A 21,126-nucleotide genomic window follows, 5' to 3' on the forward strand; every position below is an offset into this window, starting at 1 on the left:
TCTCTCTTGTTGGGCTCAATGCAATTGATGGGCGGGCTCGTTCTGGCACTGACATTGACCGAGGCAGCGCAAGATGCCGTCGTGATGACCGTGCTTGCGCACGAAGGCGAGCAGCTCGGTGCGAGTGCCACGGCTATGGCGCAGGGCCGCCGCCCGCAGGGGATCCGGACTTGCGGGAGACTGGCTGGTGGCGAGCAGGCAGTCGTGGATATGGCACAAGATGTCGGCGGCCCTGTCCGGCAGCGTCATGGCCACCAGCAGATCCGCCAGGTTGTGGTGGGCCACCACCAGGGCTGCCACGGCTTCGTCCGCATCCGGCCAGCAGGGGAACTGCTGACGGGCCAGCCACAGGGCCTGCTGGTAATAGTCGAGCGCCCTGGCGTGCTCACCCGCGTCGAAGTGGCGATTGCCACAGAGGGTCTGCGCCTTCCAGTGCGCCATGCTGCTCTCCCCGTCGGTGGCACCGACCCATCCCTTCACCCAGGTTAACGTCATGACTTAGACACTCAAATGATAATAATTATTATTTAACTTATTTGATGGGCGGACACAAGGAATAGTTGGCGCGGCCCCTTTTTGCCCATATGGGTAGGGTTTTTCTGCAATCCCCGGTTTAGTGATCCCATCCACAGATACATTTGAGTTCAGCTACCATGCTGCTGCTACTGGCATGAGGCCGGTGGCTGCCGGAGCGCAGCCGGTTTTCACAAGGATGGTGAAGATGAAAAGATGGCTATTGGTGCTCTTGTGCGCCCTGCCCATGCTGGGCCAGGGGGCCGGTTATACCCAGACCCGCTACCCCATAGTGCTGGTGCACGGACTGTTCGGCTTCGACAAGCTGCTCGGGGTCGACTATTTCTACGGCATTCCCCAGGCCCTGACCCGGGACGGCGCCCGCGTCTATGTGGCGCAGGTCTCCGCCACCCAGAGTTCGGAGCTGCGCGGCGAGCAGTTGCTCAGGCAGGTGCAGCAGGTGCTCGCCATCACGGGGGCCGACAAGGTGAACCTCATAGGCCACTCCCACGGCGGCCCCACCATTCGCTATGTGGCCTCGGTCGCCCCCGAGCTGGTCGCCTCCGCCACCAGCGTGGGGGGCGTCAACCAGGGCTCCGAGATCGCCGATCTGGTGCGCGCCAGGGTGGCGCCGGGCTCGGTGGCCGAGCAGTTGGCGGTGGCCGCCGCCTCGGCGCTCTCCGGGGTCATCTCGCTGCTCTCCGGCGGCAGTGACCTGCCCCAGGATCCCCTCGCCTCCCTCGATGCCTTGACCCGCGCCGGGGCCCAGCGCTTCAACCAGCGCTATCCGGAAGGACTGCCCAGCCAGCACTGCGGCGAGGGGCCGCTGCTGGCCGACAATGGCGTCTACTACTTCTCCTGGAGCGGGCGCGGCAACATGACCAACATACTGGATCCCGTGGATCCGGCGCTGGCCCTGACCGGCAGCTTCTTTCACGAGCCCAATGACGGCCTGGTCGGGGTCTGCAGCAGCCACCTCGGCAAGGTGATAGGCACGGCTTACCGGATGAACCACCTGGACGAGGTGAACCAGTCGTTCGGCATCCACCACCTGTTCGACACGGATCCCGTCACCCTCTATCGCCAGCATGCCAACCGCTTACAGAGGCTGGGGCTATGAGACGGATACTGCTGGTCGCCCTCTCCCTGGCCGCGGCCCTGCTGGGTGCACTCCTGCTCTGGCCCGAGCCCGCCCCTGATCTGGCGGCGGCCCCCGAGCGGGGAGCCCTGCGCCACCAGCTGGCCCAGCGGCTGGAGCAGGGCGAGACGGACGAAGAGGACCCCATGCTGGCCCGCTACCGCCAGTTTCTGCGGGCGGAAGGGAGCCTGACGGTGCCGACGGATCCGGGCCTCGCCAGCCTGCAACTGCTGTTTGACGAGCGTGAGCGGCTGCGCCGGCAACACTTCAGCCCCGCCGAACAGGCGTCGCTCTTTGCCGAAGAGAGGCTGATGGAGCAGTGGACCCTGAGGCGCAAGGCGCTGGCAGAGTCCGATGCCGCCGACAGGGTGATGCTGGGGGAGGAGCTGGCGCTCTGGCTGGCGGAGCAACCCCAGTGGTTCAGGGAGGCCGAGGCCAACGGCCGTCTGCTCGGCGATCTGCAGCGGCTGGAGCGGGTCTCTCCCGCCGAGCGGGATGCCATGCTGCTGGAGCAGCTGGGACCTGAGGCGGTGGATCGGCTGCGCCAGCTGGCGCAGAGCCAGCAAGGGTTCGATCGGCAGTTGGCGGGCTATCTGGCGGAGCTCGAGCCCCTGCTCCCCCTGGAGCGGGCCGAGCAGCAGCAGGCGATCCTGGCGCGCTGGTTCGAGCCCGGGCAGTGGCGGCGGGTGGAGGCGCTGACCCGGCTGAGGCTCGGGGAGCGACCATAAATAGCGAGGGGGCCCTGCTGGCCCCCTCGTCGATCCTCGATGCCGTTATTGCGGCTTGTTGGCTCCTGGCAATGGCTGCCAGGTGAGGCGGGTCACCTGGGTGCCCTGTACCTCGCAGGTGAGGCAGAGATCCTGCCACCCCTTCTCCTGGCGCAGGGAGACCTCCCCCTTCATGCCCTCTGGGCTGGTCTTGAGCTTCGCCTGCTCGAAGGTCACCTTGTCGCCCTTGGCGAGCGCCATCAGCTTGCCGTTGCAGAGCCACTGGGTCAGCTCGGCCCCCTTCAACTTGACGCCGCCTTCACCTGCCTGCTGCTCCGCCTGACTCGGCACGAACAGCGCGCTCAGCTCGCCCGCCCGCCGGGTGAGCCAGGCCTCCCGCTGCTGCATGCTCATCTTGCTGACGAACTCCGCCGGCTGGCCCTTCTCGTCGAGCCACTGGGTCAGCTTGCCGTCGTCGTCAAAGGCGAACTGGGCGGCGGGCTCCTTCACCCCGAACAGCTTGCCCCCCTTGAAGTAGTAGCGGCTCTCCCCCTCCTGCTTGCCCTGCTCGTTCAGTATGGGCACGGCTATGATGACGGGAACCCCGTCGATCCAGGCCTTGATGTCCACACCGTCATGGCTGAACAGCCGGGTGTCGAGGCCATAGTCGGCCCCCTTCTCCATCAGGGTGAACTGCTCGGCCAGGGTGGTGGCCAGAGAAGGCAGGGAGCAGAGTCCCAGTCCCAAGCCGAGGCTCAGGGCGATCGCTGTCTTGCGCATAAGTGTCCTGTGATGGCCCAAAGGCCAGGTTAACTCTCTACCAGCCAGGCCCTCAGCCCCTCCCGGTGCGTGTCACTCAGGGGGATGGACTGACGGGTCTGGTAGTCAAAATGGATCAGGGTCGTCTCGGCGGTCACCGCCAGCTCACCCCCCTGCCAGGCCTCCTGCCAGAGGGTGAAGGAGCTGGTGCCGATGCGCCGCACCCCCGTCTTGATCAATACCTGCTGGCCATAGAACAGCTCCCGTTTGAACTGCACCGTATAGCCCGCGATGATCAGATGCCAGTTGTGCACATCCAGCTCGGGAGAGAAGAGGCGGAACAGGGGATCACGGGCCGATTCAAACCAGACCGCCGGCACCGTATTGTTGATGTGGCCGAGGGCGTCCGTCTCTTGAAAACGGGGTTGGATCTGCATTTCCAGCATAGGTTTAGACTCCTTGTCGTAGGACCGCGCACAGGCTAGCGCGCCAACCCTTATGACTCAAGCGTCCCGGCATCCGGGTGGGAGCCGCCTCCAGTTTCCGGCGCCGCCATCCCCTGTTCGGGTTTGAGCCAGGCGCTGCGAAAATCGAACCAGCCGAGGGCCGTCATCCGCACCCCATGCACGCCGACCCGGCTCTCCAGCTCCAGCCAGTGGTGAAACAGCGGCACGAACCAGCCCTGACGCTGCACCTCGGCCAGCAAGGCGCGCGGGCCAGGCTCTGCGCCGCTGGCGCGCCACTGCGTCAATCCCTGCCACAGGGCCTGCTGACCCCCCCATACCCGGCGCAGCAAGGGGGTGCCCTGCAGCCAGGCGTAGGGGGCGAAGGCGTGTTCATGCTCCAGGTTCAAGGTGCCGAGCCAGAGATCCACATCTTCATCGGCGCCGCTCACCCAGCGGCCGTAATCCAGGGTGCGTACCTCGAGCCGGATCCCCTGCTCTGCCAGCAGGCTGGCCATGGCATTGGCGCACTCGTTGAACTCCAGATGCTGGTTGAAACAGGCCAGCACCAGCCGGGTCGGCAGCAGCGCCGGTTTAGGCTCCTCGGCGGGCAGGGCCTCGCGCCAGTGGGGCAGCAGGCCGAGGGCGCTGGTCCAGCCCCGCTGCAGCTCGGGGGCGACCCGCCCCATCAGGGCTATGGGGTTGAGCAGCCGGGTCAGCCATTGGCGCAAGGCGGGATCCTGCAGCAGGGGGGATCTGTCGTCCTGCAGCAGGAAGTAGCAGCCGGATTCGAGCTCGGACTCGCCGCGCATGGTGCCGAGCTCGGGGCTGTCGCGCCCCAGCTGCAGGTGGCTCTCCAGCCGCTCCGCCAGCTCCGGCAGCATCCAGATGTCGATCTCGTCGAGCAGGGCCCGCAGGCCGAAGTAGTCGTCGAAGGCCTCAAGGCACAGCTGCAGGGGATCGTTGGCGGTGACTCTGTAGGGGCCTGTGCCCACCGGTTGCAGGGCAAAGCCCGCCTCCCCCTTGAGCTCGCGCGGCAGGATGGCCGCCACCGGCTCCGCCAGCAGGTGCAGCAGCAGGGGATCCGGGCTGTCGAGGTGCAGATCCAGGGTGCGCGGCCAGCAGCTCTCCAGCCGGGCGAGGTGAGCAAACAGCGGACGATCCCGCAAGGCCAGCAGGCTCTCCATCACATCCTCCACTGTCAGCTCGCGGCCGTGGTGAAAGCGCACCGCCGGGCGCAGATAGAAGCGCCAGTGGCAGGGGCCCAGACACTCCCAGTGGTGGGCCAAGTCCCCCTCGATTTCCCCATTTTCCTCATTTCGCCGGGTGAGGCCGTTGAAGATCTGGCGGCTCAGGTGAATTTCGGAGCGGCGCAGGGGATCCGTGGGCAGCAGGCGGGGCAGCGGCCGGTAGTAGGGCACCCGCAGGATCTGGCGCCCCTCCCGGGTAGCCTGACCGAGCTGCTCGATGAGCAGCGGGGTGAGCAAGTCCAGCCGCCCCTCCGCCAGCCGCACCGCCTGGGCGAGCTGCCCCTGGCTCAGCAGATCCCGCAGGCGGCGGCGAGTCAGGCTCTCCTGATTGTCCAGCAGGATGAGCCGGGAGCGCCGCCCCCGTCCCGCCTCGGCCGACCAGCTGAGCCAGCCCTGATCCTGCATGCGGCGCAGCAGCAGGCGGGCGTTGCGCGGGGTGCAGCAGAGCAAGTCCGCCACCTCGGCGAGGCTGGCCTCCCGCTCATCGCAGCCAAGCTGCTGGGCGAGCCGTTGAAATTGCTGGTAGAGGCGGCTGCTGGGCATAAAAGAGGAAATCCTTGTCAGTCAATTCGTCAGTTTTTACTTCCTCATTTTAGCTCAATACTGTTGGCGAACGTGAGCACCACAGCACAGGAGCACCATCATGAGCCAGACCAACCCCCATGCACCGAACCGGATCCAGCAAGGAATGCGCCGCTACTTCCGCCGGATCCTGCCCCGCCCGCTTGCCCTGATCGAGGATCCCATGCATCAGCTCAACCGCCTGATGCAGTGGGACATGCACCAGATAGACGACAGGGAGTATCGCCGTCGCCTCTGATTGGGTCAGGACTCCGGGCAGGGAAGGGCGCCGCAGGATCACTGCAAGCCTCTATGCTTTGCCGGATTGGGTGGTTTACATCGGCGCAGGGCCTGCTAGATTGGACGTCTATCCATCCATAATGGCGACGACGTCCAACAAGGAGTGTGTGATGAAAGATGCGACCCTGGCCCTGCACCACGGCTTTTCCCACGATCCCGCCACCAAGGCGGTGGCCGTGCCCATCTACCAGACGGTGGCCTACGAGTTCGACAGCGCCCAGCACGGGGCGGATCTGTTCAACCTGGCGGTGCCTGGCAACATCTACACCCGCATCATGAACCCCACCAACGACGTGCTGGAACAGCGGATGGCCGCCCTCGAGGGGGGCATAGCCGGTCTGGTGGTCTCGGCGGGGTCTGCCGCCATCACCTACGCCATTCAGGCGCTGACCGCCGCCGGCGACAACATAGTCTCCACCCCCCAACTCTACGGTGGCACCTACACCCTGTTCGCCCACATGCTGCCGAGTTTCGGGGTCGAGGTGCGCTTCGCCAGGGATGACAGCGCCGAGGCCATCGCCGCCCTCATCGACGACAAGACCAAGGCGGTCTATTGCGAGAGCATAGGCAACCCGGCGGGCAACATCGTCGACCTGGCGGCCTTCGCCAGGGTGGCCCACGCCCGCGGTGTGCCGCTTATCGTCGACAACACTGTCGCTACCCCCGTGCTGTGCAAACCCATAGAGCACGGCGCCGACATAGTGGTGCACAGCCTCACCAAGTACGTGGGTGGCCACGGCAACTCGCTGGGGGGTGTCATCGTCGACTCGGGCAAGTTCCCCTGGGCGGATAACGCCGAACGCTTCCCCCAGCTCACCCAGCCGGAGCCCTCCTACCACGGGGTTGTCTATACGGAAGCCTTCGGGCCGGCAGCCTTCATAGGCCGGGTACGCACTGTCCCCCTGCGCAACACGGGCGCAGCCCTGGCCCCCATGAACGCCTTCCTGCTGCTGCAAGGGCTGGAGACCCTGAGCCTGCGCATGGAGCGCCACGTGGACAACGCCCTGCGGGTCGCCCACCACCTCAAGCATCACCCCAAGGTCGCCTGGGTCAGCTACGCCGGTCTGCCCGGTCACCCCCACTATCCGTTGGCGGAGAAGTACATGGGCGGCCGCCCCTCGGCCATCCTCTCCTTCGGTCTGAAGGAAGGGTATGAAGCGGGCGTGCGCTTCTACGATGCGCTCAAGATCTTCAAGCGGCTGGTCAACATAGGGGATGCCAAGTCCCTGGCCTGCCACCCCGCCTCCACCACCCACCGCCAGCTGAGTGACGCCGAGCAGGCCAGGGCCGGGGTCAAGCCGGAGATGATCCGGCTGTCGGTGGGGATCGAGGCGATCGAAGACATATTGGCGGATCTGGATCAGGCGCTGGAGGCCTGAGTCAGCACAGAGCGGGCATCTGTCCGCTCTTTTTTGTCTGCCGGTGAACCAGTCACCACGCCAGCGCGTATCAGCCGCTTCCGCCACCCATCGAGGTTCCCATGATAGTCCTGCACCACCTGAACAAGTCCCGCTCCCAACGCATCATCTGGCTGCTTGAAGAGCTGGGCCTGCCCTACCAGATCAAGGCCTACCAGCGCGATGCCACCAGCTTCCTGGCTCCCCCCGAGCTCAAGGCCATCCACCCCCTCGGCAAGTCACCCGTCATCGAGTTCGACGGCCGGGTGCTGGCCGAATCCGGCGCCATCACCGAGTACCTGATAGCCCGCCACGCCCCGGATCGGCTGGCGCCAGCCACCGACAGCCCGGAGTATGCCGAGTACCTGCAATGGATCCACTTCGCCGAGAGCTCCGGCATCTTGCCGCTGCTGCTGGACATGTTCGTGCGCAAGGATGGCAGCCCGATGCGCTTCCTGCCGGGCTATGCCAAGGCGGAGTGCGCCAAGGTGCTGGGCTATCTCAACGAGGTGCTGGCCAGCCGCCACTATCTGGTGGGGGATCGCCTCTCCGGCGCCGACATCATGAACTCCTTCCTGGTGGATCTGCTGGCCCAAAGCGGCCAGCTGGCCCAGTTCCCGCACCTTAAGAGCTACTGGGAACGCCTCAATACCCATCCGGCCCGCCAGAAGGCGGCAGCCCTGGAGCGCGAGCTGGATCAGAGCGCCTGATCGAATGCCCCTGCCCTGGAATGCAAAACGCCCCGACAATCGGGGCGTTTTCTTTTCAGCTCGGGAGCCGAGGCTTAGAGGGTGTGGGAAAGGATCCGCGCGGCTGTTATTGCCCGGCTCTCTCTGTCGCCCGAAGCTGGAACCCCAGACTTAAAGAGCATGTGAAAGGATCCTGGCGACCTTGTCCGGATCTATGTCCTGCTGCTCACCGAGGGCGGTCAGGCCGAAGCGCTTGAGGTTGGAGCAGATGGCGGGGATGCAGCTCTCGTTCAGGCCGTAGTCGGCGAGGCGGGTGCCCACCCCCATCTGCTGGAAGAACTGCTCGGTGCGGATGATGGCCTCCTCGATGCGCAGCGCCTTGTCCTCCCGGCGGGAGTGCCAGACCCGCTCGGCGAACTGGGCCAGTTTCTCCTGCTTCTGGGCCGCCTGTTCCCGCAGCAGGGAGGGCAGCACCACCGCCAGGCTCTGGGCATGATCCAGCCCGTGCAGGGCGGTGAGCTGGTGGCCTATGGCATGGGTGGACCAGTCCTGGGGCACGCCGCGCCCGATGAGGCCGTTGAGGGCCAGGCTGGCGGCCCACATCAGGTTGGCCCGCACCTGGTAGTTGGTGGGCTCCGTCAGCGCCCGCGGGCCGTTGTCCACCAGCACCTGCAGCAGGCCCTCCGCCAGCCGGTCCTGCACATCCCCTCCCACCGGGAAGGTGAGGTACTGCTCCAGGATATGGACGAAGGCATCCACCACGCCGTTGCCCACCTGGCGCACCGGCAGGCTGTAGGTGGTGGTGGGATCCAGCACCGCAAAGCGGGGCAGCACCAGCGGATTGTAGAAGGAGAGCTTGGCCTCCCCCCGGCTCACCACGGCGGCGGGATTGCTCTCGGAGCCGGTGGCAGGCAGGGTCAGCACGCAGCCCAGCGGCAACGCTGCTTTGATGGGCGCCTTGTCCAGCAAGATGTCCCAGGGATCCTCCCCCTCGAAGCAGGCCGCGGCGGCCACGAACTTGGTACCATCCACCACGGATCCGCCGCCGACCGCCAGCAGGAAGTCGATGCGCTCGCGCTTGACCAGATCCACCGCCTCCATCAGCTGATCGTACTGGGGGTTGGCGCCTATGCCGGGAAACTCCTGCCACTCCCGCCCCGCCAGCGCCTGGGTCAACTGCTCATAGACGCCGTTCTGCTTGATGCTGCCGCCGCCGTAGAGCACCAGCAGGCGGCTGCCCGCCGGTATCAGCTCCGGCAGCGTGGCTATCTGGCCCTCCCCGAAACAGACGCGGGTGGGATTGGCATATTGGAAGTTGTACACGGCAGAGCCCTCGGTTGAATGCATGCAGGGGGATTGTGCGCCAGCCATCCCATCAGGTCAAAAACGGGAGCAGAGGGATCACTCCCCTGCTCCCCCATGGCGCCGCGCCATGCCGTCATACCATCAGGTCAAAAAACGGGGGCAGAGGGATCACTCCCCTGCTCCCTCATGGCGCCGCGCCATGCCGTCATCCCATCGGGGCAAAAAACGGGAGCGAGCCATCAAAATGGCGATGCGCTCTCTTTGACATGATGGTACTCAGGTGTGACTTTGCTATGGTGTCACTGGAGCCGGGGGAACACTCCCCGCTCCGTCATGGCGCCGCGCCATGTCGTCATCCTGACGCCTCTCGCGGGGTTCTGTTTTCCAGTCATAGGGTCTCAATCATGAAACTGAAGCACGCATGGATCGCAGGAGTGCTCACTCTCTGTGTCAATCCCCTGATACAGGCCGCCGAAGTGACCGCCAATGTGGCCGTCACCCCGGGCCAGGCCAGCCTGGCAGAAGAGGTGAAGGCCGAGGCGACCGTCACCGCCATCGATCTCGCGACCCGCAAGATCAGCCTGAAGAATGCCGAAGGCAAGACCTTCGATCTGGTCGCCGGGGAAGAGGTGACCAACCTCCAGAACCTCAAGGTGGGGGACGTGGTGGCGCTGCGCTACCTGCAACTGCTGGATCTCGAGCTGCTCAAGGGCACAGCCGGCGTGAGAAAGCGGGTGGTGGAAGTAGAGGGGAGCAAGGCGGCCGCCGGCGAGCAGCCGGGCGCCGGGGCTGGCATGCAGGTCACCATCTATGCCGACGTCATCGACGTCGACAAGGCGCAGCAGACCATCAGGGTCAAGGGTGTGGACGATACCCTCACCCTCAAGGTGAAGGATCCTGCCCAGTTCGCCCTGATCGCCAAGGGTGATCAGATCAAGGCCGTCCAGACCACGGCCATCGCCATAGGGATAGTGCCCAAACAGCCCTGAGGCACACCGTCTGCGGCAGGGAGGGCGCTGGCGCTCCCTGCTTCATCCTTCGCATCCGGGGCAAAATCTTGCCCAGTTGACACCAAAGATTGCCGTTCGAGTCGTTGGTATCAGGCCTGGGCGCTCTGCCCGCTCGACGACTTGCCGGTAAGCCTGTCCATGGCCGCCTTGAGCATGGCATCACGCTGCTCGGTCAGGGCCCGGGTCTGGGTCTCACGCTCTTCGGCCGAGAGCGCCTTGTTGTCGGCCACCCCCTTGATCTGGCTCTCGAGATCGTCAAATTTTTTGCGATCGAAGCCGAGTGCCTTGTCCACCAGCTGCTGTACCACCGTATTGTTGGCGCTCCCGGCCAGGGAGGCGCTCTTGCCGCTTCTGGCCAGATGCTCGTAAGTCAGTACCTGCTGCGCCTTGCCGGTCAGCACCTGGCTGGAGAGGCTGACCTGCTGATCCCAGCTCCCCTGCTGGCTGTCATCGCCACTGAGGGTGGCCAGGGCACGGCTGTGGGACGCACTCTGGGCGAGTTGCTGACCATAAGGTTTGATGTCCATGAAGGCTCCAAGCTGCTGCCGGCCAGGCCGGCGTCCGGGGAGAGACTCCCCGCCAATAACCATGACTCAGCAAGTTGCAGGCCAACTTGACCACTGGGTGGCAGCGACCTGGGATAGCGGATGAATGACGCCAGATAGCGCAGCGGGCAGGCGGAGAAAAACGACAGGGCAGCAGCGAGAAGAGGCACCCAGAGGTGCCTCTTCTCATCCCGGCAAGACGGGGTTCAGCGACGGCTGATCTGCAGCGGGCCGAAGGTCTGGGCCACCGGCATGATCTCAATGCTGTTGATGTTGACGTGGGCGGGCTGCTGGCTGACCCAGAGCACCGTATTGGCGATGTCCTCCGGCTGGATGGCCTGCACCCCCTGGTAGACGGTCGCCGCCTTGGCGTCGTCACCGTGGAAGCGCACGTTGGAGAACTCGGTGCCGCCGCACAGGCCAGGCTCCAGGTTGGTGACGCGGATGGCGGTGCCCGCCAGATCGGCCCGCAGGTTCAGGCTGAACTGCTTCACGAACGCCTTGGTGGCGCCGTAGACGTTGCCGCCCGGGTAGGGGTAGGTGCCGGCGATGGAGCCGATGTTGACCACGTGGCCGCGATTGCGCGCCACCATGCCCGGCAGCAGCAGGCGAGTGAGCAGGGTCAGGCCGCTGATGTTGGTGGCTATCATCTGCTCCCAGTCTTCCAGATCCGCCTTGTGGGCAGGCTCAAGCCCGAGCGCCAGCCCGGCGTTGTTGACCAGCAGATCCACCTCCTGCCAGGCGGCCGGCAGCCCCTCGATGGCGGCGCGGGTGGCCGCCTTGTCCTGGACGTCGAACGCCAGCGGCAGGAACTGCTCCCCCAGCTCGTCGGCCAGGGCAGCCAGCCGCTCGGCACGGCGACCTGTGCCTATCACCCTGTAACCAGCCTGCACCAGCTGACGGCTGATGGCCTCACCAAACCCGGACGAGGCGCCCGTTACCATTGCGATCATCTGAACCTCCATTGTTATTTATCTGGTTGAAACAAAAAGAATTCACTCATTATCCAGCTCGCGCCCCGTCACCTTGCGCCAGAGGAAGACCGACAGGTGCAGCAGCAGCAGGCCGCTGCCCCCCAGGGCAAACAGCAGGCCGGTGAGGGCGTTGACCGAGGTGTCGGCGCCACACCACCACCAGACCAGCCAGCCCACGGCCCCGATGACGAAGGTCTGGATGGCGCAAACCGGGCAACGCCCGAGTTTGGCCTTGATGGCGGTGGCAAGGCAGTCATCACAGCCCATGTCGGCCCCTCGATGGCTGGACGCGATTCACGACGGGTCCCGCCCGGCGGGGCGCAGCGCCAGCACCAGCCGGTGCGCATGCTGACCCGGCCCGTAGTAGTCCGGCAGCCTGAGCCTTGGGCGAAACCCCAGCCTGTGGTAGAGGGTCTGGGCCTCGGGGTTGGCGTCGGCCACCTCGAGCCGGATGGCGCCCCAGCCCGCCTCCCGGCCCTCCCGGATCACCTGCTCCAGCAGGCGCCGGGCCCAGCCCTGGCGGCGCACCGTCCAGCGAATGGCGAGGGTCTGGATGATGAGCCTGTCCCAGCCCCTGTGCTCCAGCACGCTGAGGTAGCCCATCAACTGCGCCTTCTCATCTTGCAGCAGCAGGGTGCGCCCCTTGGCATGGCTGAGCAGGTAGTGCCAGCGGCTGCGGCCGAAGGCGACTTCGGGGGGGAAACAGTAGCGTTCCAGCTTCACGATGGCGCCCAAATCATCGGTTCGGGCCGCGCGCACGGTCAACACGGGGAGTCCTTGTTCGGTTATTTATCCTCAGCACCAGAAATGCGACTTGTATCACAAGTTACCAAGGCAGAATATTAGGCACTGTAACCTCTTGTTTCCCCTCGCGCCATTGTCGTGCTTGTCGGTGCATCGAAGCCCACTGGGGATCCTGCCTTTTCAGGCAGTCCTTTCTGTGGAGCCGAAAATATGAGTACCTATGTCATCGTCGAGGAGCTGGGCGACTGGCCCTGCCATGCCGATTATCTGCTGACCGCCCGCACCTATCTGCAACACGGCGTGCCGACCACGGGCGGCCGCCCCCGCATCATCAACCTCTGTCGCAGCCTGGAACACCTGAGCGCCGGCTATTACTGCTCACTGCTGGCCCAGGCCCGCAGCCACCATTGCCTGCCGGGACTGCAGGCCATCAGCCGGCTGCAACCCCAGCAGCCACCGGCCAAGCTGTGGCGCAAGCTGCAGGGCTGGCTGACCCGCCAGAGCGAGGACAGGATCCGGGTGCGTGCCATCTTCGGCCAGTGCGAGCAGAGCGAGCTAGGGGGGCTGGCCCGCTACTACTACGGCCTGAGCCAGCTGCCGCTGCAGGAGCTGACCCTGAAACGTGGCCGTCACGGCTGGTCGGTGCGCCAGCAGCAGAGCCTCTCCCCGCTGGAGTTGAGCCAGAGCGAGCGAGAGCTGATGCTGCAACACGCCCAGGCCCTGGTGGGCACCGGGGGCGAGGAGCAGACGGCGCCGCTCTATCAGCTCGCCATCCTGATGGATCAGAACGATGGCCGCGCCAGCAGCGATGCCCTGGCGATAGAGCGCTTCATTCAGGCCGCCGCCGCCCAGGGGATCCAGGCCGAGATACTGGCGCCCTCCGCCATAGAGCGGCTGCCGGAGTTCGACACCCTCTGGCTGCGGGCCGAGACCGCGGTCGGCCACTACACCTTCGAGTTTGCCCGCCGCGCCGAGCAGCTCAAGATGCCGGTGATCGACAGCTCCCGCGCCATCCTCGCCTGCAGCAACAAGCTCTACCTCTACGAGCTGATGGTGCGCAGCGGCGTGCCCATGCCCCCCACCATGGTGGTGACCCGCCGTGGCCGCCACCAGGTGGACGAGCTGGTGCAGCGGCTCGGCCTGCCGCTGATGGTGAAGGTGCCCGACGGTGCCCAGGGCCGGGATCTCGCCATGGCGAGCGACGAGACCCAGCTCGCCCGCCTGCTGGACGAGGGGCTGGGCCGCTCAGCCCTGCTGCTGGTGCAGAGCCGGATCCCCGCCGAATTCGACTGGCGCATCGGCTTTCTCGACGGCTCGCCCCTGTTCGCCTGCCGCCGCTACCGGCCGGAGCCCGGCAACCGCATCCGCCGCCGCAAGCACCCCCTCGACATGAGCCGGATCGAGGCGCTGCCGCTGACCGAGGTGCCGGAGCGGGTGTTGCAGACCGCCCGCCGCGCCGTGCACCAGCTCGGCAACGGCCTGTTCGGGGTGGATCTGCGCCAGCAGGGCCAGGGCTGCGTGCTGCTGGAAATCATCGACAATCCCTGGATACGTGGCGATATTGAAGACAGAGAGGCCAAAGATCTCTACGAGCGCCTGGCCAGGGCCTTCCGGCAACGGCTGGAGAACCGGGGGCAGAGCGCGGCAGGATAACAAGCAGGATCGGCAGAGGTGGGTATGATGACAACGCAGTGGTGGGACATAGCGCCCCTTGGCTGGAACAACATTCTGGCCTGTCTGGTGTGCGGCGGTCTGGTCGGGCTGGAGCGTCAGTTGCACGGCAAGCCGGTCGGCATTCGCACCTCCTCCCTCATAGTGCTCGGCACTTACTGCTTTCTCGCCATCGGCGCCGCCGTAAGCCCGCAGTCTGCGGATCAGGCGCGGGTACTGGGCCAGCTCATCACCGGCATCGGCTTCCTCGGCGCCGGGGTCATGATGACCCGGGATGGACAGGTGCTGGGGGTGACCTCGGCCGCCACCATCTGGATGCTGGCCGCCCTCGGGGCCCTGATCGGCATGGGAATGCTGCACCAGGCGGTGCTGCTCACCGGCGTGACCCTGGGGATCCTGGTGGGGGTTCACTACCTCGAGACCAGCTTCAAGAGCCTGCGCCGTGGGGTGCACAACCGGCTGGAGCACTGGCGCAACGGCAACGAGCACGGCGTATCGGCCAGCCCTCGTCAGGAGGAGCTCGGCAGCGGCCTCGAGAAATGACCCTGCCGCCAGCTGGCAACAAAAAGGGCTCCTGCGGGAGCCCTTTTGCTGTCTGCCGTCTTATTGCAGCAGCAGGAAGCGGCCACTGAGGGGCGGCAGATCCACCGTCAGGCTGCTGCCCCCCATGGCCAGGCGCTCGCCGCTCTGCAGATCCACCAGGGCGCTGCCGCTGCGCAGCTTGGCCAGAGGCAGGCTGTAGCTCTGGGGCGTGGTTGAGAGGTTGAGCAGGTAGACCACTTGCTCGGCCGCCGTCTGCTTGATGTCGCCATAGACGCTGCCATCGGCCACCAGCTTGACTCGCTCCCCCTGATAGAGGGCGGGATGGGCGGCGCGCAGGGCCAGCAGCTGGCCAAGCCACTGCTTGAGCTCGGCCTGTTCGCCGCTCGGGGTGAAGCCGGTGACACCGGGCACCTTGCCGTCGCTGCGGGCCACGTGATCGTCGCACAATCCCTGGGCCGCACAGTCACCGCTCACCTGAGCAGCAAAGCCCGGCACCTCGTCGCCAAACTCCTCGCCGTAGTAGAGGGTGATGGGGCCGGAGCGGGCCGCCAGGAAGCTGAAGGCCGCCTTGTGGCGCTGCCAGTAGTCCGCCTGATTGAAATTGCCACGCTCCAGCAGATCGCCGAAGCGCACCAGATCATGGTTGCCCAGCATCAGGTTCGGCATGGCGTGATTGGGGTAGTTCTCCACCTTGTTCCAGCTGGCATCGAGCACGCTGGCGCCCTGGCCGCCCTTGCCGGACTCCTCCACCGCCAGCGCCTGCACCAGGCCGTAGCGCAGCGGGAAGTCGAACGCCGAGGAGAGCGCCGGGTTGTCGCTGCTGCCATAAGCCTCTGCGCGGATCTCGTCAGCTCCCTTCCACACCTCCCCCACCAGGTAGCCGAGGGTGCCCCACTGCTGGCCGGCGGCCTTGCGTGCCGCGCTGACCTGCTCCACCTCGGTGCGAATGGCGCGCCAGTCATCAAGACCCAGCTGATAGGCCTGATCGAGGCGCCAGCCGTCGATGCCGTACTGCTCAATCCAGTAGCGGGCCACCTCCTTGAAGTAGGCGAGGCTCTCGGGCTGGCCGTAATCCACCAGCTGGCCCGGATAACCGGCGCCGCCGCTGGTGAGGGCAGGCAGACGGCCCTCGGGGGAGGGCTTGCTCACCCCCACCTTGTTGACATGGCCGAAGACGCCGTCGAGGAAGACATAGAGGCCGCGCTGGTGGGCCGCCTCCACCAGTTTTTTCAACTGGGCGTTGCTGCCGAAGTTGGGGTCCACGTTGAAGAAGTCGCAGGCGAAATAACCGGTGGCATCCAGCCTGTCGTCCCCGGCCTGACCGGCGCAGGAGTCGAACACAGGGGTAAGCCAGATGGCGTTGACGTTGAGGCTCTTGATGTGGTCCAGGCTGTCGATGATCCCTTGCAGATCGCCGTTGTGCCTGGAGGGGCCGTAGCCGACGCCGTAATTGGCACTGCCGTCGCCATCGACGAAGGACTCCACCATCACCTGATAGGTTCTCAGGTTGCAGGCGGGCTGATCATCGCCATAGCAGGCGCGACTGTCCGAGGTGGGAGGCGGATTGACCACGGGGGGCTGGGTCTCGCCGCTGGATCCCCCGCCGCCACTGCCGCACGCTGTCAGTAACAAGGCGGCCCCGATCAGGCCGCCATGGCGCAACCTTCCTTGTTTCATTGTTATCTTCCCGCTGTGGTGGTGCTGGCGCAAAATGCGCTACCCTGAGGCCATGATAACGGCCTCGCCAAAGCGGGTCTGTGACTGAAAACGTTACCTGGCTCAACGAGTTAGCCCATCACTCTCAGCCCGGATTGCGATCCGGGAAGGCCTCGCGCTCGTCGATGGGGGCAATCAGGTGATAGACCTCCTGGGCCGACAGGGTGCAGCCCGAGGGCCACTCCAGCTGGTGGCGGCGATTGATGAAGACCCGGGCGCAACGCCGCTCCGAGTCCAGCGCCGCGAACAGGGGCTGGCTGCGCCAGGGGGTCAGGTCCAGCACCCCGGTGGTGCCGTCAGAGAGCACCACGAACAGGCACCAGCCGTGCACATACTCCACATCGATAAAGACCGGCATCCCTTCGGCTCCGATTGAGAAAATCCGGCGCCATTATAGGCAAGCCCCTCGCCGCACTTTGCAGTGGGGATCACACAACGCCCAGTCATTTATGCTGTCTTTTGGCTCCCCCGGGAGCCCTCATTAAAAAATCAATGTTATCAATAGCGTCCAGTCTCTCCCTGCACCGCAACCTTTCCCCGCCCCCATTGTCATAACCCTGCAATATAAAAAAAGCTGTCCTCGGATGGGCATCAAAAAACAGGTTTTATCAGGAAAAACAATGACAAAAATAAGAGATTGGCTGGGTCCATTTTGGCCCATCGCCATTTTTTCGGTGATCGCGCTCATCGCCCTCTCCGCCAGCCGGGCAGGTTTGGGGCTCTGGCAACAGGAGCGGGTCGACGCCGTCGCCGGTTGGTCAGAGATGCTGCTACAGGGATTGCGCGTCGACTTCGCCACCCTCTGCTGGCTGTGGGGCGTCCCCGCCGTCTTCACCCTGCTGCTGGCCGGCCCCCATGCCCTGGGCCGCGCCTGGTTGCAACTCATCCGGGTCTGGCTGACTCTGGGGCTCTGGCTGATGCTCTTCCTCGAGATCTCCACCCCCGCCTTCGTCACCGAATACGGGGTGCGCCCCAATCGCCTCTATATCGAATACCTCATCTACCCGAAGGAGGTGCTCGCCATGCTGTGGGCAGGCCGCAAGGGCGAACTGCTGCTGGCCCTGGTGTTCAGCCTGCTGACCCTGGGGGGCGGCTGGTGGCTGAGCGGACGCCTGATGCGGCACCTGAGCTTCCCGCGCTGGCATCTGCGCCCGGCCTTCGCCCTGCTGATCCTGGCCATCGGCTTCCTCGGCGCCCGCTCCAGCCTGGGGCACAGGGCCCTGAACCCGGCCATGGTGGCGTTCGCCAGCGATCCCCTGATCAACGCCCTGACGGTCAACTCCGCCTACTCCCTCTTCTTCGCCATCAAGCAGATGAGCAACGAGGAGAGTGCCGGCGAATTCTACGGGGAACTGCCCAGAGAGCGGATCCTGGAACTGGTGCGCGAGGAGAGCGGCCGCCCCGGCCAGGACTTCAACTCCGAGACACAACCCAGCCAGACCTTCAACGAAGCCAGCCATAGCGGCAAGCCGAAGAACCTGGTGATCCTGCTGCAGGAGAGTCTGGGCGCCCAGTTCGTCGGCTCCCTCGGCGGCCTGCCCCTGACCCCCAACATAGATGCGCTGTCCCGGGAGGGATGGGCGTTCGAGCAGCTCTACGCCACCGGCACCCGCTCGGTGCGCGGCATAGAAGCGGTGCTGACCGGCTTCACCCCGACCCCGGCCCAGGCCGTGGTCAAGCTCGGCAAGAGCCAGACCAACTTCTTCACCATCGCCGACCTGCTCAAGCAGCGGGGCTATGACACCAGCTTCATCTACGGCGGCGAGAGCCACTTCGACAACATGCGCAGCTTCTTCCTCGGCAATGGCTTCACCACCATAGTCGAGCAGAAGGACTTCAAGAACCCTGTGTTCGAGGGCTCATGGGGTGCCTCGGATGAGGATCTCATGGCCAAGGCCAACGACACCTTCGAGGCACTCCACAAGCAGGGCAAGCCCTTCTTCAGCCTGGTATTCAGCTCCAGCAACCACGATCCCTTCGAGTTCCCGGACGACCGCATCTCCCTCTACGAGCAGCCCAGGGCGACCCGCAACAACGCTGCCAAATATGCGGATTACGCCGTCGGCGAGTTCTTCAGGAAGGCCAAGGCATCGGACTACTGGAAGGACACCCTGTTCCTGGTCATCGCCGATCACGACAGCCGGGTCGGCGGCGCCAGCCTGGTGCCCATACCCCGCTTCCATATCCCTGGAGTCATAGTGGGAGAGGGCATAGCGCCGAAACAGGATAGGCGCATCGTCAGCCAGATAGACATGGCGCCCACCCTGCTCTCCCTGATGGGCATAAGCGCCGACTACCCCATGCTGGGCAAGGATCTGACCCGGATGCCGGCGGACTGGCCGGGGCGCGCCATCATGCAGTACGACAAGAACTTCGCCCTGATGCGGGGCAAGGATGTGGTGATACTGCAACCTGAGCGGGCGGCGGAAGGCTTCGTCTATGACGATGCCAGCGAGACCCTCACCCCAGCTCCTCAGCCGGATGCCATGAAGGATGCCGCGCTGGGCCTGGTGCTCTGGGGCAACCTGGCCTACCAGCAGGGACTCTACCAGACGGCGCCGGACGACAGGCTCGTCCTCAACTGAAGGGATGCAGAAACGAAAAAACCGCCAACTGGCGGTTTTTTCGTTTCTGCTGCCTCATCCTGAATATGGATTCACCTTTCCCCTCTGAAATACCATTCCCCGGTGCGGTGCATAGGGGGACGCTAAAGATTGGCTGATATGGTGCAAACCCATTTCATGACCAGACACGGGCGGATGGGGATCAGGCCTGGCCTTTCGGCCTGACTCCCAGGGTATGGCAGATGGCGTAGGTCAGTTCGGAGCGGTTCAGGGTGTAGAAGTGGAAGTCCTTCACCCCTTCCTGACTCAGCACCCGCACCTGGTCGATGGCGATGCTGGCCCCCACCATGTTGCGGGTCATCTGATCGTTATCCAGCCCCTCGAACCGCTGGTGCATCCAGCGCGGGATCTTCACGTTGGTAAAGCCGGCAAACTTGTTGAGGGTCTGGAAATTGGAGACCGGCAGTATCCCCGGCACTATCTCGGCATCGATGCCGATGGCGGCGCAGCGATCACGAAAGCGCAGATAGGTCTCCACATCGAAGAAGAACTGGGTAATGGCACGGTTGGCGCCGGCATCTATCTTGCGCTTGAGGTTGAGCAGGTCGGACTGCGCGCTCCTGGCTTCGGGGTGGCCCTCCGGATAGGCGGCCACCGAGATGTCGAAGTCGGCCTCGGACTTGAGCAGGGCGACCAGATCGGTGGCATACATGTCCGGCTTGTCGAGTCCGGGGGGCAGGTCACCGCGCAGAGCCACTATGTGACGAATGCCGCTGTTCCAGTAGTCACGGGCAATGGTTCTCAGCTCGTCGCGGCTGGCATCGATACAGGTCAGGTGCGGTGCGGCGATAAGACCGGTGCGCTCCTTGATGTCCTTGATCACCTTGTGCGTACGATCCCGGGTGCCCGAGTTGGCGCCATAGGTCACGGAGACAAACTTGGGTTCCAGCACCTGCAGTCGTTCGATGGATTGCCAGAGGGTATTCTCCATCCCTTCACTGTTGGGGGGAAAAAACTCGAAGCTGACCGAAATGTTGTTACCCAAGTCAGCCAGACTCTGGTTGAGTGCCTCAACCTGACGCGCGCTGTGAAATCCCATCTGCTCTCTCCCTGTCCTACAACCGATTCCTGTACGTCAAAACGGATGTTTGGACGTCTAAACGTCTTTCTATCTTTATGAGAAAACGGATCAAAGTCAACATCGATTTGCCCACGAAGGCGGGATAAACGATTTTTTTTATTTTGCAATTCGACCCAAGTAACGGCGGGCCCCATCCCAAAATGGCCTCAGGCACGCTATGATGCGGGCGGATCGTCCTGGACGTTCTGAATCTGCGTGTGATTGTTTGGCCGGGTTTCCCGGCCTTTTTTTAACTTCTCTCCCTCCCTGCCGATAATCAATTCAAGCATTTGCAGGAGCCTTGTCATGGAAGATCACCCCGGTTTTGCCACCGATTTGCTGTTCGATCGCTATCAGGGCGAGGTGACGGACCATGAAGGGTTCTGGGCCGTGCGCACCCCGACCGCCCCAGATTACTACTTCGGCAACTATCTGCTGCTCCCCACTCCGCCCAGCGACCGCGACAAGGGTTGGCTCGAAGCCAGCTTCGACAAACTGATCGGCCAGGATCCCAAGATCCGCCATCGCACCTTCCAGTGGCCGCTGGCCGAGGGACAGAACAGCCGGGTCGCCGGCTTCGTGGCGGCGGGATACCAGTACATGGAGTGCGTGGTGCTGGCGCTGGGGGCGGTCGATTGGCAGGCCCCGAGCGACCAGGATCTCGCTCCAGCCCGCCCCTTCACCCCCGCCGACTGGGATGACTGGCTGACCCTGGAGCTCGATGACAGGGACTCGGGCCATGGGGAGGCGAGCTACCTTGCCTACCTTCAGGCGCGGCGCGACCTCTATCAGGCCATGATCGCCGATGGATTGGGACAATGGTGGGGGATCTGGCAGGGGGAGCGTCTGGTGGCCAGCTGCGGCCTCTTCTTCACCGGCACCATGGGGCGCTTTCAGCTGGTACGCACCCATCAGGATTGGCGCAACCGGGGCCTGTGCCGTCAACTGCTGAGCCAGGTCGCCCGCCAGGGGTTCGAGCGGGCCAGGCAGCTCATCATAGTGGCCGACAAGCACTACCACGCCCAACGGGTCTACCGCGCCCTGGGCTTCGTTCCGGTGGCGCGCATCGGCAGCCTGTGCCGCTGGGCTCAGCAGCCGTAGGTGTCTGACACAGTAGGCGTCTGGCGCAAATAAAAACGGGAGGCTGATGCCTCCCGTTTTTTTCATGGTATAGCCC

The 21,126-nt window shown here is 64.7% G+C and carries 22 protein-coding genes; 10 read left to right on the forward strand and 12 right to left on the reverse strand.

The window, feature by feature from the left end:
- Positions 1 to 15 precede the first annotated feature (15 nt).
- The gene (locus tag AB5Y91_RS04125) at positions 16 to 441 is read right to left on the reverse strand and encodes a hypothetical protein (RefSeq protein WP_106887797.1); all 426 of its coding nucleotides are present in this window, start codon (positions 439 to 441) and stop codon (positions 16 to 18) included.
- Between the two features lie 280 nt (positions 442 to 721).
- On the opposite strand from AB5Y91_RS04125, the gene AB5Y91_RS04130 reads away from it, so the two are divergent.
- Together AB5Y91_RS04130 and AB5Y91_RS04135 are read left to right on the forward strand one after the other, a co-directional pair.
- Positions 722 to 1,633, forward strand: coding sequence for a lipase family alpha/beta hydrolase (locus tag AB5Y91_RS04130; protein ID WP_368169140.1), 912 nt, complete (start codon positions 722 to 724; stop codon positions 1,631 to 1,633).
- Positions 1,630 to 2,379, forward strand: a complete 750-nt coding sequence (locus AB5Y91_RS04135) for a lipase secretion chaperone (protein ID WP_368169141.1) — start codon at positions 1,630 to 1,632, stop codon at positions 2,377 to 2,379. Before AB5Y91_RS04130 ends, AB5Y91_RS04135 begins: the two co-directional genes overlap by 4 nt.
- 45 nt (positions 2,380 to 2,424) lie before the next feature.
- Here AB5Y91_RS04135 and AB5Y91_RS04140 read toward each other — a convergent pair whose 3' ends face one another.
- Genes AB5Y91_RS04140 through sgrR form a run of 3 tightly spaced genes read right to left on the reverse strand, consistent with a single transcriptional unit; the run spans position 2,425 to position 5,353 of the window.
- Positions 2,425 to 3,138, reverse strand: a complete 714-nt coding sequence (locus AB5Y91_RS04140) for a hypothetical protein (RefSeq protein WP_290029480.1) — start codon at positions 3,136 to 3,138, stop codon at positions 2,425 to 2,427.
- Between the two features lie 29 nt (positions 3,139 to 3,167).
- A complete protein-coding gene (locus tag AB5Y91_RS04145) occupies positions 3,168 to 3,563 on the reverse strand; it encodes a thioesterase family protein (protein ID WP_171275328.1) in 396 nt (131 codons plus the stop codon).
- 50 nt (positions 3,564 to 3,613) lie between these two features.
- A complete protein-coding gene (sgrR, locus tag AB5Y91_RS04150) occupies positions 3,614 to 5,353 on the reverse strand; it encodes an HTH-type transcriptional regulator SgrR (protein ID WP_368169142.1) in 1,740 nt (579 codons plus the stop codon).
- Between the two features lie 100 nt (positions 5,354 to 5,453).
- Here sgrR and AB5Y91_RS04155 point away from each other — a divergent pair, with 100 nt between their 5' ends.
- The 3 genes from AB5Y91_RS04155 (at position 5,454) to AB5Y91_RS04165 (ending at position 7,778) form a co-directional block, all read left to right on the forward strand.
- Complete coding sequence (locus AB5Y91_RS04155) at positions 5,454 to 5,630, forward strand: hypothetical protein (RefSeq protein WP_163155370.1); 177 nt, start codon at positions 5,454 to 5,456, stop codon at positions 5,628 to 5,630.
- Positions 5,631 to 5,781: 151 nt separating this feature from the next.
- Positions 5,782 to 7,050, forward strand: coding sequence for an O-acetylhomoserine aminocarboxypropyltransferase/cysteine synthase family protein (locus AB5Y91_RS04160; RefSeq protein WP_368169143.1), 1,269 nt, complete (start codon positions 5,782 to 5,784; stop codon positions 7,048 to 7,050).
- 101 nt (positions 7,051 to 7,151) lie between these two features.
- On the forward strand, positions 7,152 to 7,778 hold the full coding sequence (locus AB5Y91_RS04165; RefSeq protein WP_368169144.1) for a glutathione S-transferase family protein: 627 nt from the start codon (positions 7,152 to 7,154) through the stop codon (positions 7,776 to 7,778).
- Between the two features lie 150 nt (positions 7,779 to 7,928).
- Here the strand turns inward: AB5Y91_RS04165 and AB5Y91_RS04170 are convergent, their stop codons facing one another.
- Positions 7,929 to 9,104 carry an iron-containing alcohol dehydrogenase gene (locus AB5Y91_RS04170; protein ID WP_234691724.1) on the reverse strand — a complete coding sequence of 392 codons (1,176 nt, stop codon included), beginning with the start codon at positions 9,102 to 9,104 and terminating at the stop codon, positions 7,929 to 7,931.
- A gap of 362 nt (positions 9,105 to 9,466) precedes the next feature.
- On the opposite strand from AB5Y91_RS04170, the gene AB5Y91_RS04175 reads away from it, so the two are divergent.
- Positions 9,467 to 10,051 (forward strand): hypothetical protein, encoded by a 585-nt coding sequence (locus AB5Y91_RS04175; RefSeq protein WP_163135791.1) that lies wholly within the window; start codon positions 9,467 to 9,469, stop codon positions 10,049 to 10,051.
- Positions 10,052 to 10,161: 110 nt separating this feature from the next.
- Here AB5Y91_RS04175 and AB5Y91_RS04180 read toward each other — a convergent pair whose 3' ends face one another.
- The 4 genes from AB5Y91_RS04180 to AB5Y91_RS04195 all read right to left on the reverse strand — a co-directional run bounded on the left by AB5Y91_RS04180 (position 10,162) and on the right by AB5Y91_RS04195 (position 12,359).
- Positions 10,162 to 10,599, reverse strand: a complete 438-nt coding sequence (locus AB5Y91_RS04180; RefSeq protein ID WP_106885127.1) for a hypothetical protein — start codon at positions 10,597 to 10,599, stop codon at positions 10,162 to 10,164.
- 224 nt (positions 10,600 to 10,823) lie between these two features.
- Positions 10,824 to 11,570, reverse strand: coding sequence for an SDR family oxidoreductase (locus AB5Y91_RS04185; protein ID WP_111910704.1), 747 nt, complete (start codon positions 11,568 to 11,570; stop codon positions 10,824 to 10,826).
- A 42-nt stretch (positions 11,571 to 11,612) separates the two neighbouring features.
- The gene (locus AB5Y91_RS04190) at positions 11,613 to 11,858 is read right to left on the reverse strand and encodes a DUF3624 domain-containing protein (RefSeq protein ID WP_106885128.1); all 246 of its coding nucleotides are present in this window, start codon (positions 11,856 to 11,858) and stop codon (positions 11,613 to 11,615) included.
- A 27-nt stretch (positions 11,859 to 11,885) separates the two neighbouring features.
- Complete coding sequence (locus tag AB5Y91_RS04195) at positions 11,886 to 12,359, reverse strand: GNAT family N-acetyltransferase (protein WP_368169145.1); 474 nt, start codon at positions 12,357 to 12,359, stop codon at positions 11,886 to 11,888.
- Positions 12,360 to 12,545: 186 nt separating this feature from the next.
- Here AB5Y91_RS04195 and AB5Y91_RS04200 point away from each other — a divergent pair, with 186 nt between their 5' ends.
- Together AB5Y91_RS04200 and AB5Y91_RS04205 are read left to right on the forward strand one after the other, a co-directional pair.
- Positions 12,546 to 13,988 (forward strand): RimK family protein, encoded by a 1,443-nt coding sequence (locus AB5Y91_RS04200; protein WP_163148040.1) that lies wholly within the window; start codon positions 12,546 to 12,548, stop codon positions 13,986 to 13,988.
- A 24-nt stretch (positions 13,989 to 14,012) separates the two neighbouring features.
- On the forward strand, positions 14,013 to 14,549 hold the full coding sequence (locus tag AB5Y91_RS04205; protein ID WP_368169146.1) for an MgtC/SapB family protein: 537 nt from the start codon (positions 14,013 to 14,015) through the stop codon (positions 14,547 to 14,549).
- Positions 14,550 to 14,609: 60 nt separating this feature from the next.
- On the opposite strand, the gene AB5Y91_RS04210 is transcribed toward AB5Y91_RS04205, so the two are convergent.
- Both AB5Y91_RS04210 and AB5Y91_RS04215 read right to left on the reverse strand, forming a co-directional pair.
- Positions 14,610 to 16,226, reverse strand: a complete 1,617-nt coding sequence (locus AB5Y91_RS04210; RefSeq protein WP_368169147.1) for an alpha-amylase family glycosyl hydrolase — start codon at positions 16,224 to 16,226, stop codon at positions 14,610 to 14,612.
- A gap of 124 nt (positions 16,227 to 16,350) precedes the next feature.
- Positions 16,351 to 16,623: a DUF2442 domain-containing protein gene (locus AB5Y91_RS04215; protein ID WP_106885132.1), complete on the reverse strand. Its 273-nt coding sequence runs from the start codon at positions 16,621 to 16,623 to the stop codon at positions 16,351 to 16,353.
- Between the two features lie 262 nt (positions 16,624 to 16,885).
- On the opposite strand from AB5Y91_RS04215, the gene AB5Y91_RS04220 reads away from it, so the two are divergent.
- Positions 16,886 to 18,850 carry an LTA synthase family protein gene (locus AB5Y91_RS04220; RefSeq protein WP_368169148.1) on the forward strand — a complete coding sequence of 655 codons (1,965 nt, stop codon included), beginning with the start codon at positions 16,886 to 16,888 and terminating at the stop codon, positions 18,848 to 18,850.
- A 181-nt stretch (positions 18,851 to 19,031) separates the two neighbouring features.
- Here AB5Y91_RS04220 and metF read toward each other — a convergent pair whose 3' ends face one another.
- Entirely contained in the window at positions 19,032 to 19,928 is an 897-nt protein-coding gene (gene metF / locus AB5Y91_RS04225) for a methylenetetrahydrofolate reductase (RefSeq protein WP_025328549.1), read from the reverse strand.
- A gap of 327 nt (positions 19,929 to 20,255) precedes the next feature.
- Between metF and AB5Y91_RS04230 the strand changes: the two genes are divergently transcribed.
- The gene (locus AB5Y91_RS04230) at positions 20,256 to 21,050 is read left to right on the forward strand and encodes a GNAT family N-acetyltransferase (RefSeq protein WP_368169149.1); all 795 of its coding nucleotides are present in this window, start codon (positions 20,256 to 20,258) and stop codon (positions 21,048 to 21,050) included.
- The last annotated feature ends 76 nt before the right edge of the window (positions 21,051 to 21,126 follow it).

It is taken from the genome of Aeromonas sp. R4-3, from assembly GCF_040908275.1.
Classification (GTDB): Bacteria; Pseudomonadota; Gammaproteobacteria; order Enterobacterales; family Aeromonadaceae; genus Aeromonas; species Aeromonas rivipollensis.

Bases quoted from the DNA above. Each gene is read 5' to 3' on its own strand.
- AB5Y91_RS04220 (WP_368169148.1), top strand. From the start codon at position 16,886: ATGACAAAAATAAGAGATTGGCTGGGTCCATTTTGGCCCATCGCCATT.
- AB5Y91_RS04125 (WP_106887797.1), bottom strand. From the start codon at position 441: ATGGCGCACTGGAAGGCGCAGACCCTCTGTGGCAATCGCCACTTCGAC.
- AB5Y91_RS04200 (WP_163148040.1), top strand. From the start codon at position 12,546: ATGAGTACCTATGTCATCGTCGAGGAGCTGGGCGACTGGCCCTGCCAT.
- AB5Y91_RS04165 (WP_368169144.1), top strand. From the start codon at position 7,152: ATGATAGTCCTGCACCACCTGAACAAGTCCCGCTCCCAACGCATCATC.
- AB5Y91_RS04205 (WP_368169146.1), top strand. From the start codon at position 14,013: ATGATGACAACGCAGTGGTGGGACATAGCGCCCCTTGGCTGGAACAAC.
- AB5Y91_RS04230 (WP_368169149.1), top strand. From the start codon at position 20,256: ATGGAAGATCACCCCGGTTTTGCCACCGATTTGCTGTTCGATCGCTAT.
- AB5Y91_RS04135 (WP_368169141.1), top strand. From the start codon at position 1,630: ATGAGACGGATACTGCTGGTCGCCCTCTCCCTGGCCGCGGCCCTGCTG.
- metF (WP_025328549.1), bottom strand. From the start codon at position 19,928: ATGGGATTTCACAGCGCGCGTCAGGTTGAGGCACTCAACCAGAGTCTG.
- AB5Y91_RS04160 (WP_368169143.1), top strand. From the start codon at position 5,782: ATGAAAGATGCGACCCTGGCCCTGCACCACGGCTTTTCCCACGATCCC.
- AB5Y91_RS04170 (WP_234691724.1), bottom strand. From the start codon at position 9,104: ATGCATTCAACCGAGGGCTCTGCCGTGTACAACTTCCAATATGCCAAT.
- AB5Y91_RS04130 (WP_368169140.1), top strand. From the start codon at position 722: ATGAAAAGATGGCTATTGGTGCTCTTGTGCGCCCTGCCCATGCTGGGC.
- AB5Y91_RS04210 (WP_368169147.1), bottom strand. From the start codon at position 16,226: ATGAAACAAGGAAGGTTGCGCCATGGCGGCCTGATCGGGGCCGCCTTG.
- AB5Y91_RS04215 (WP_106885132.1), bottom strand. From the start codon at position 16,623: ATGCCGGTCTTTATCGATGTGGAGTATGTGCACGGCTGGTGCCTGTTC.
- AB5Y91_RS04155 (WP_163155370.1), top strand. From the start codon at position 5,454: ATGAGCCAGACCAACCCCCATGCACCGAACCGGATCCAGCAAGGAATG.
- AB5Y91_RS04185 (WP_111910704.1), bottom strand. From the start codon at position 11,570: ATGATCGCAATGGTAACGGGCGCCTCGTCCGGGTTTGGTGAGGCCATC.
- AB5Y91_RS04180 (WP_106885127.1), bottom strand. From the start codon at position 10,599: ATGGACATCAAACCTTATGGTCAGCAACTCGCCCAGAGTGCGTCCCAC.
- AB5Y91_RS04175 (WP_163135791.1), top strand. From the start codon at position 9,467: ATGAAACTGAAGCACGCATGGATCGCAGGAGTGCTCACTCTCTGTGTC.
- AB5Y91_RS04140 (WP_290029480.1), bottom strand. From the start codon at position 3,138: ATGCGCAAGACAGCGATCGCCCTGAGCCTCGGCTTGGGACTGGGACTC.
- AB5Y91_RS04190 (WP_106885128.1), bottom strand. From the start codon at position 11,858: ATGGGCTGTGATGACTGCCTTGCCACCGCCATCAAGGCCAAACTCGGG.
- AB5Y91_RS04145 (WP_171275328.1), bottom strand. From the start codon at position 3,563: ATGCTGGAAATGCAGATCCAACCCCGTTTTCAAGAGACGGACGCCCTC.
- sgrR (WP_368169142.1), bottom strand. From the start codon at position 5,353: ATGCCCAGCAGCCGCCTCTACCAGCAATTTCAACGGCTCGCCCAGCAG.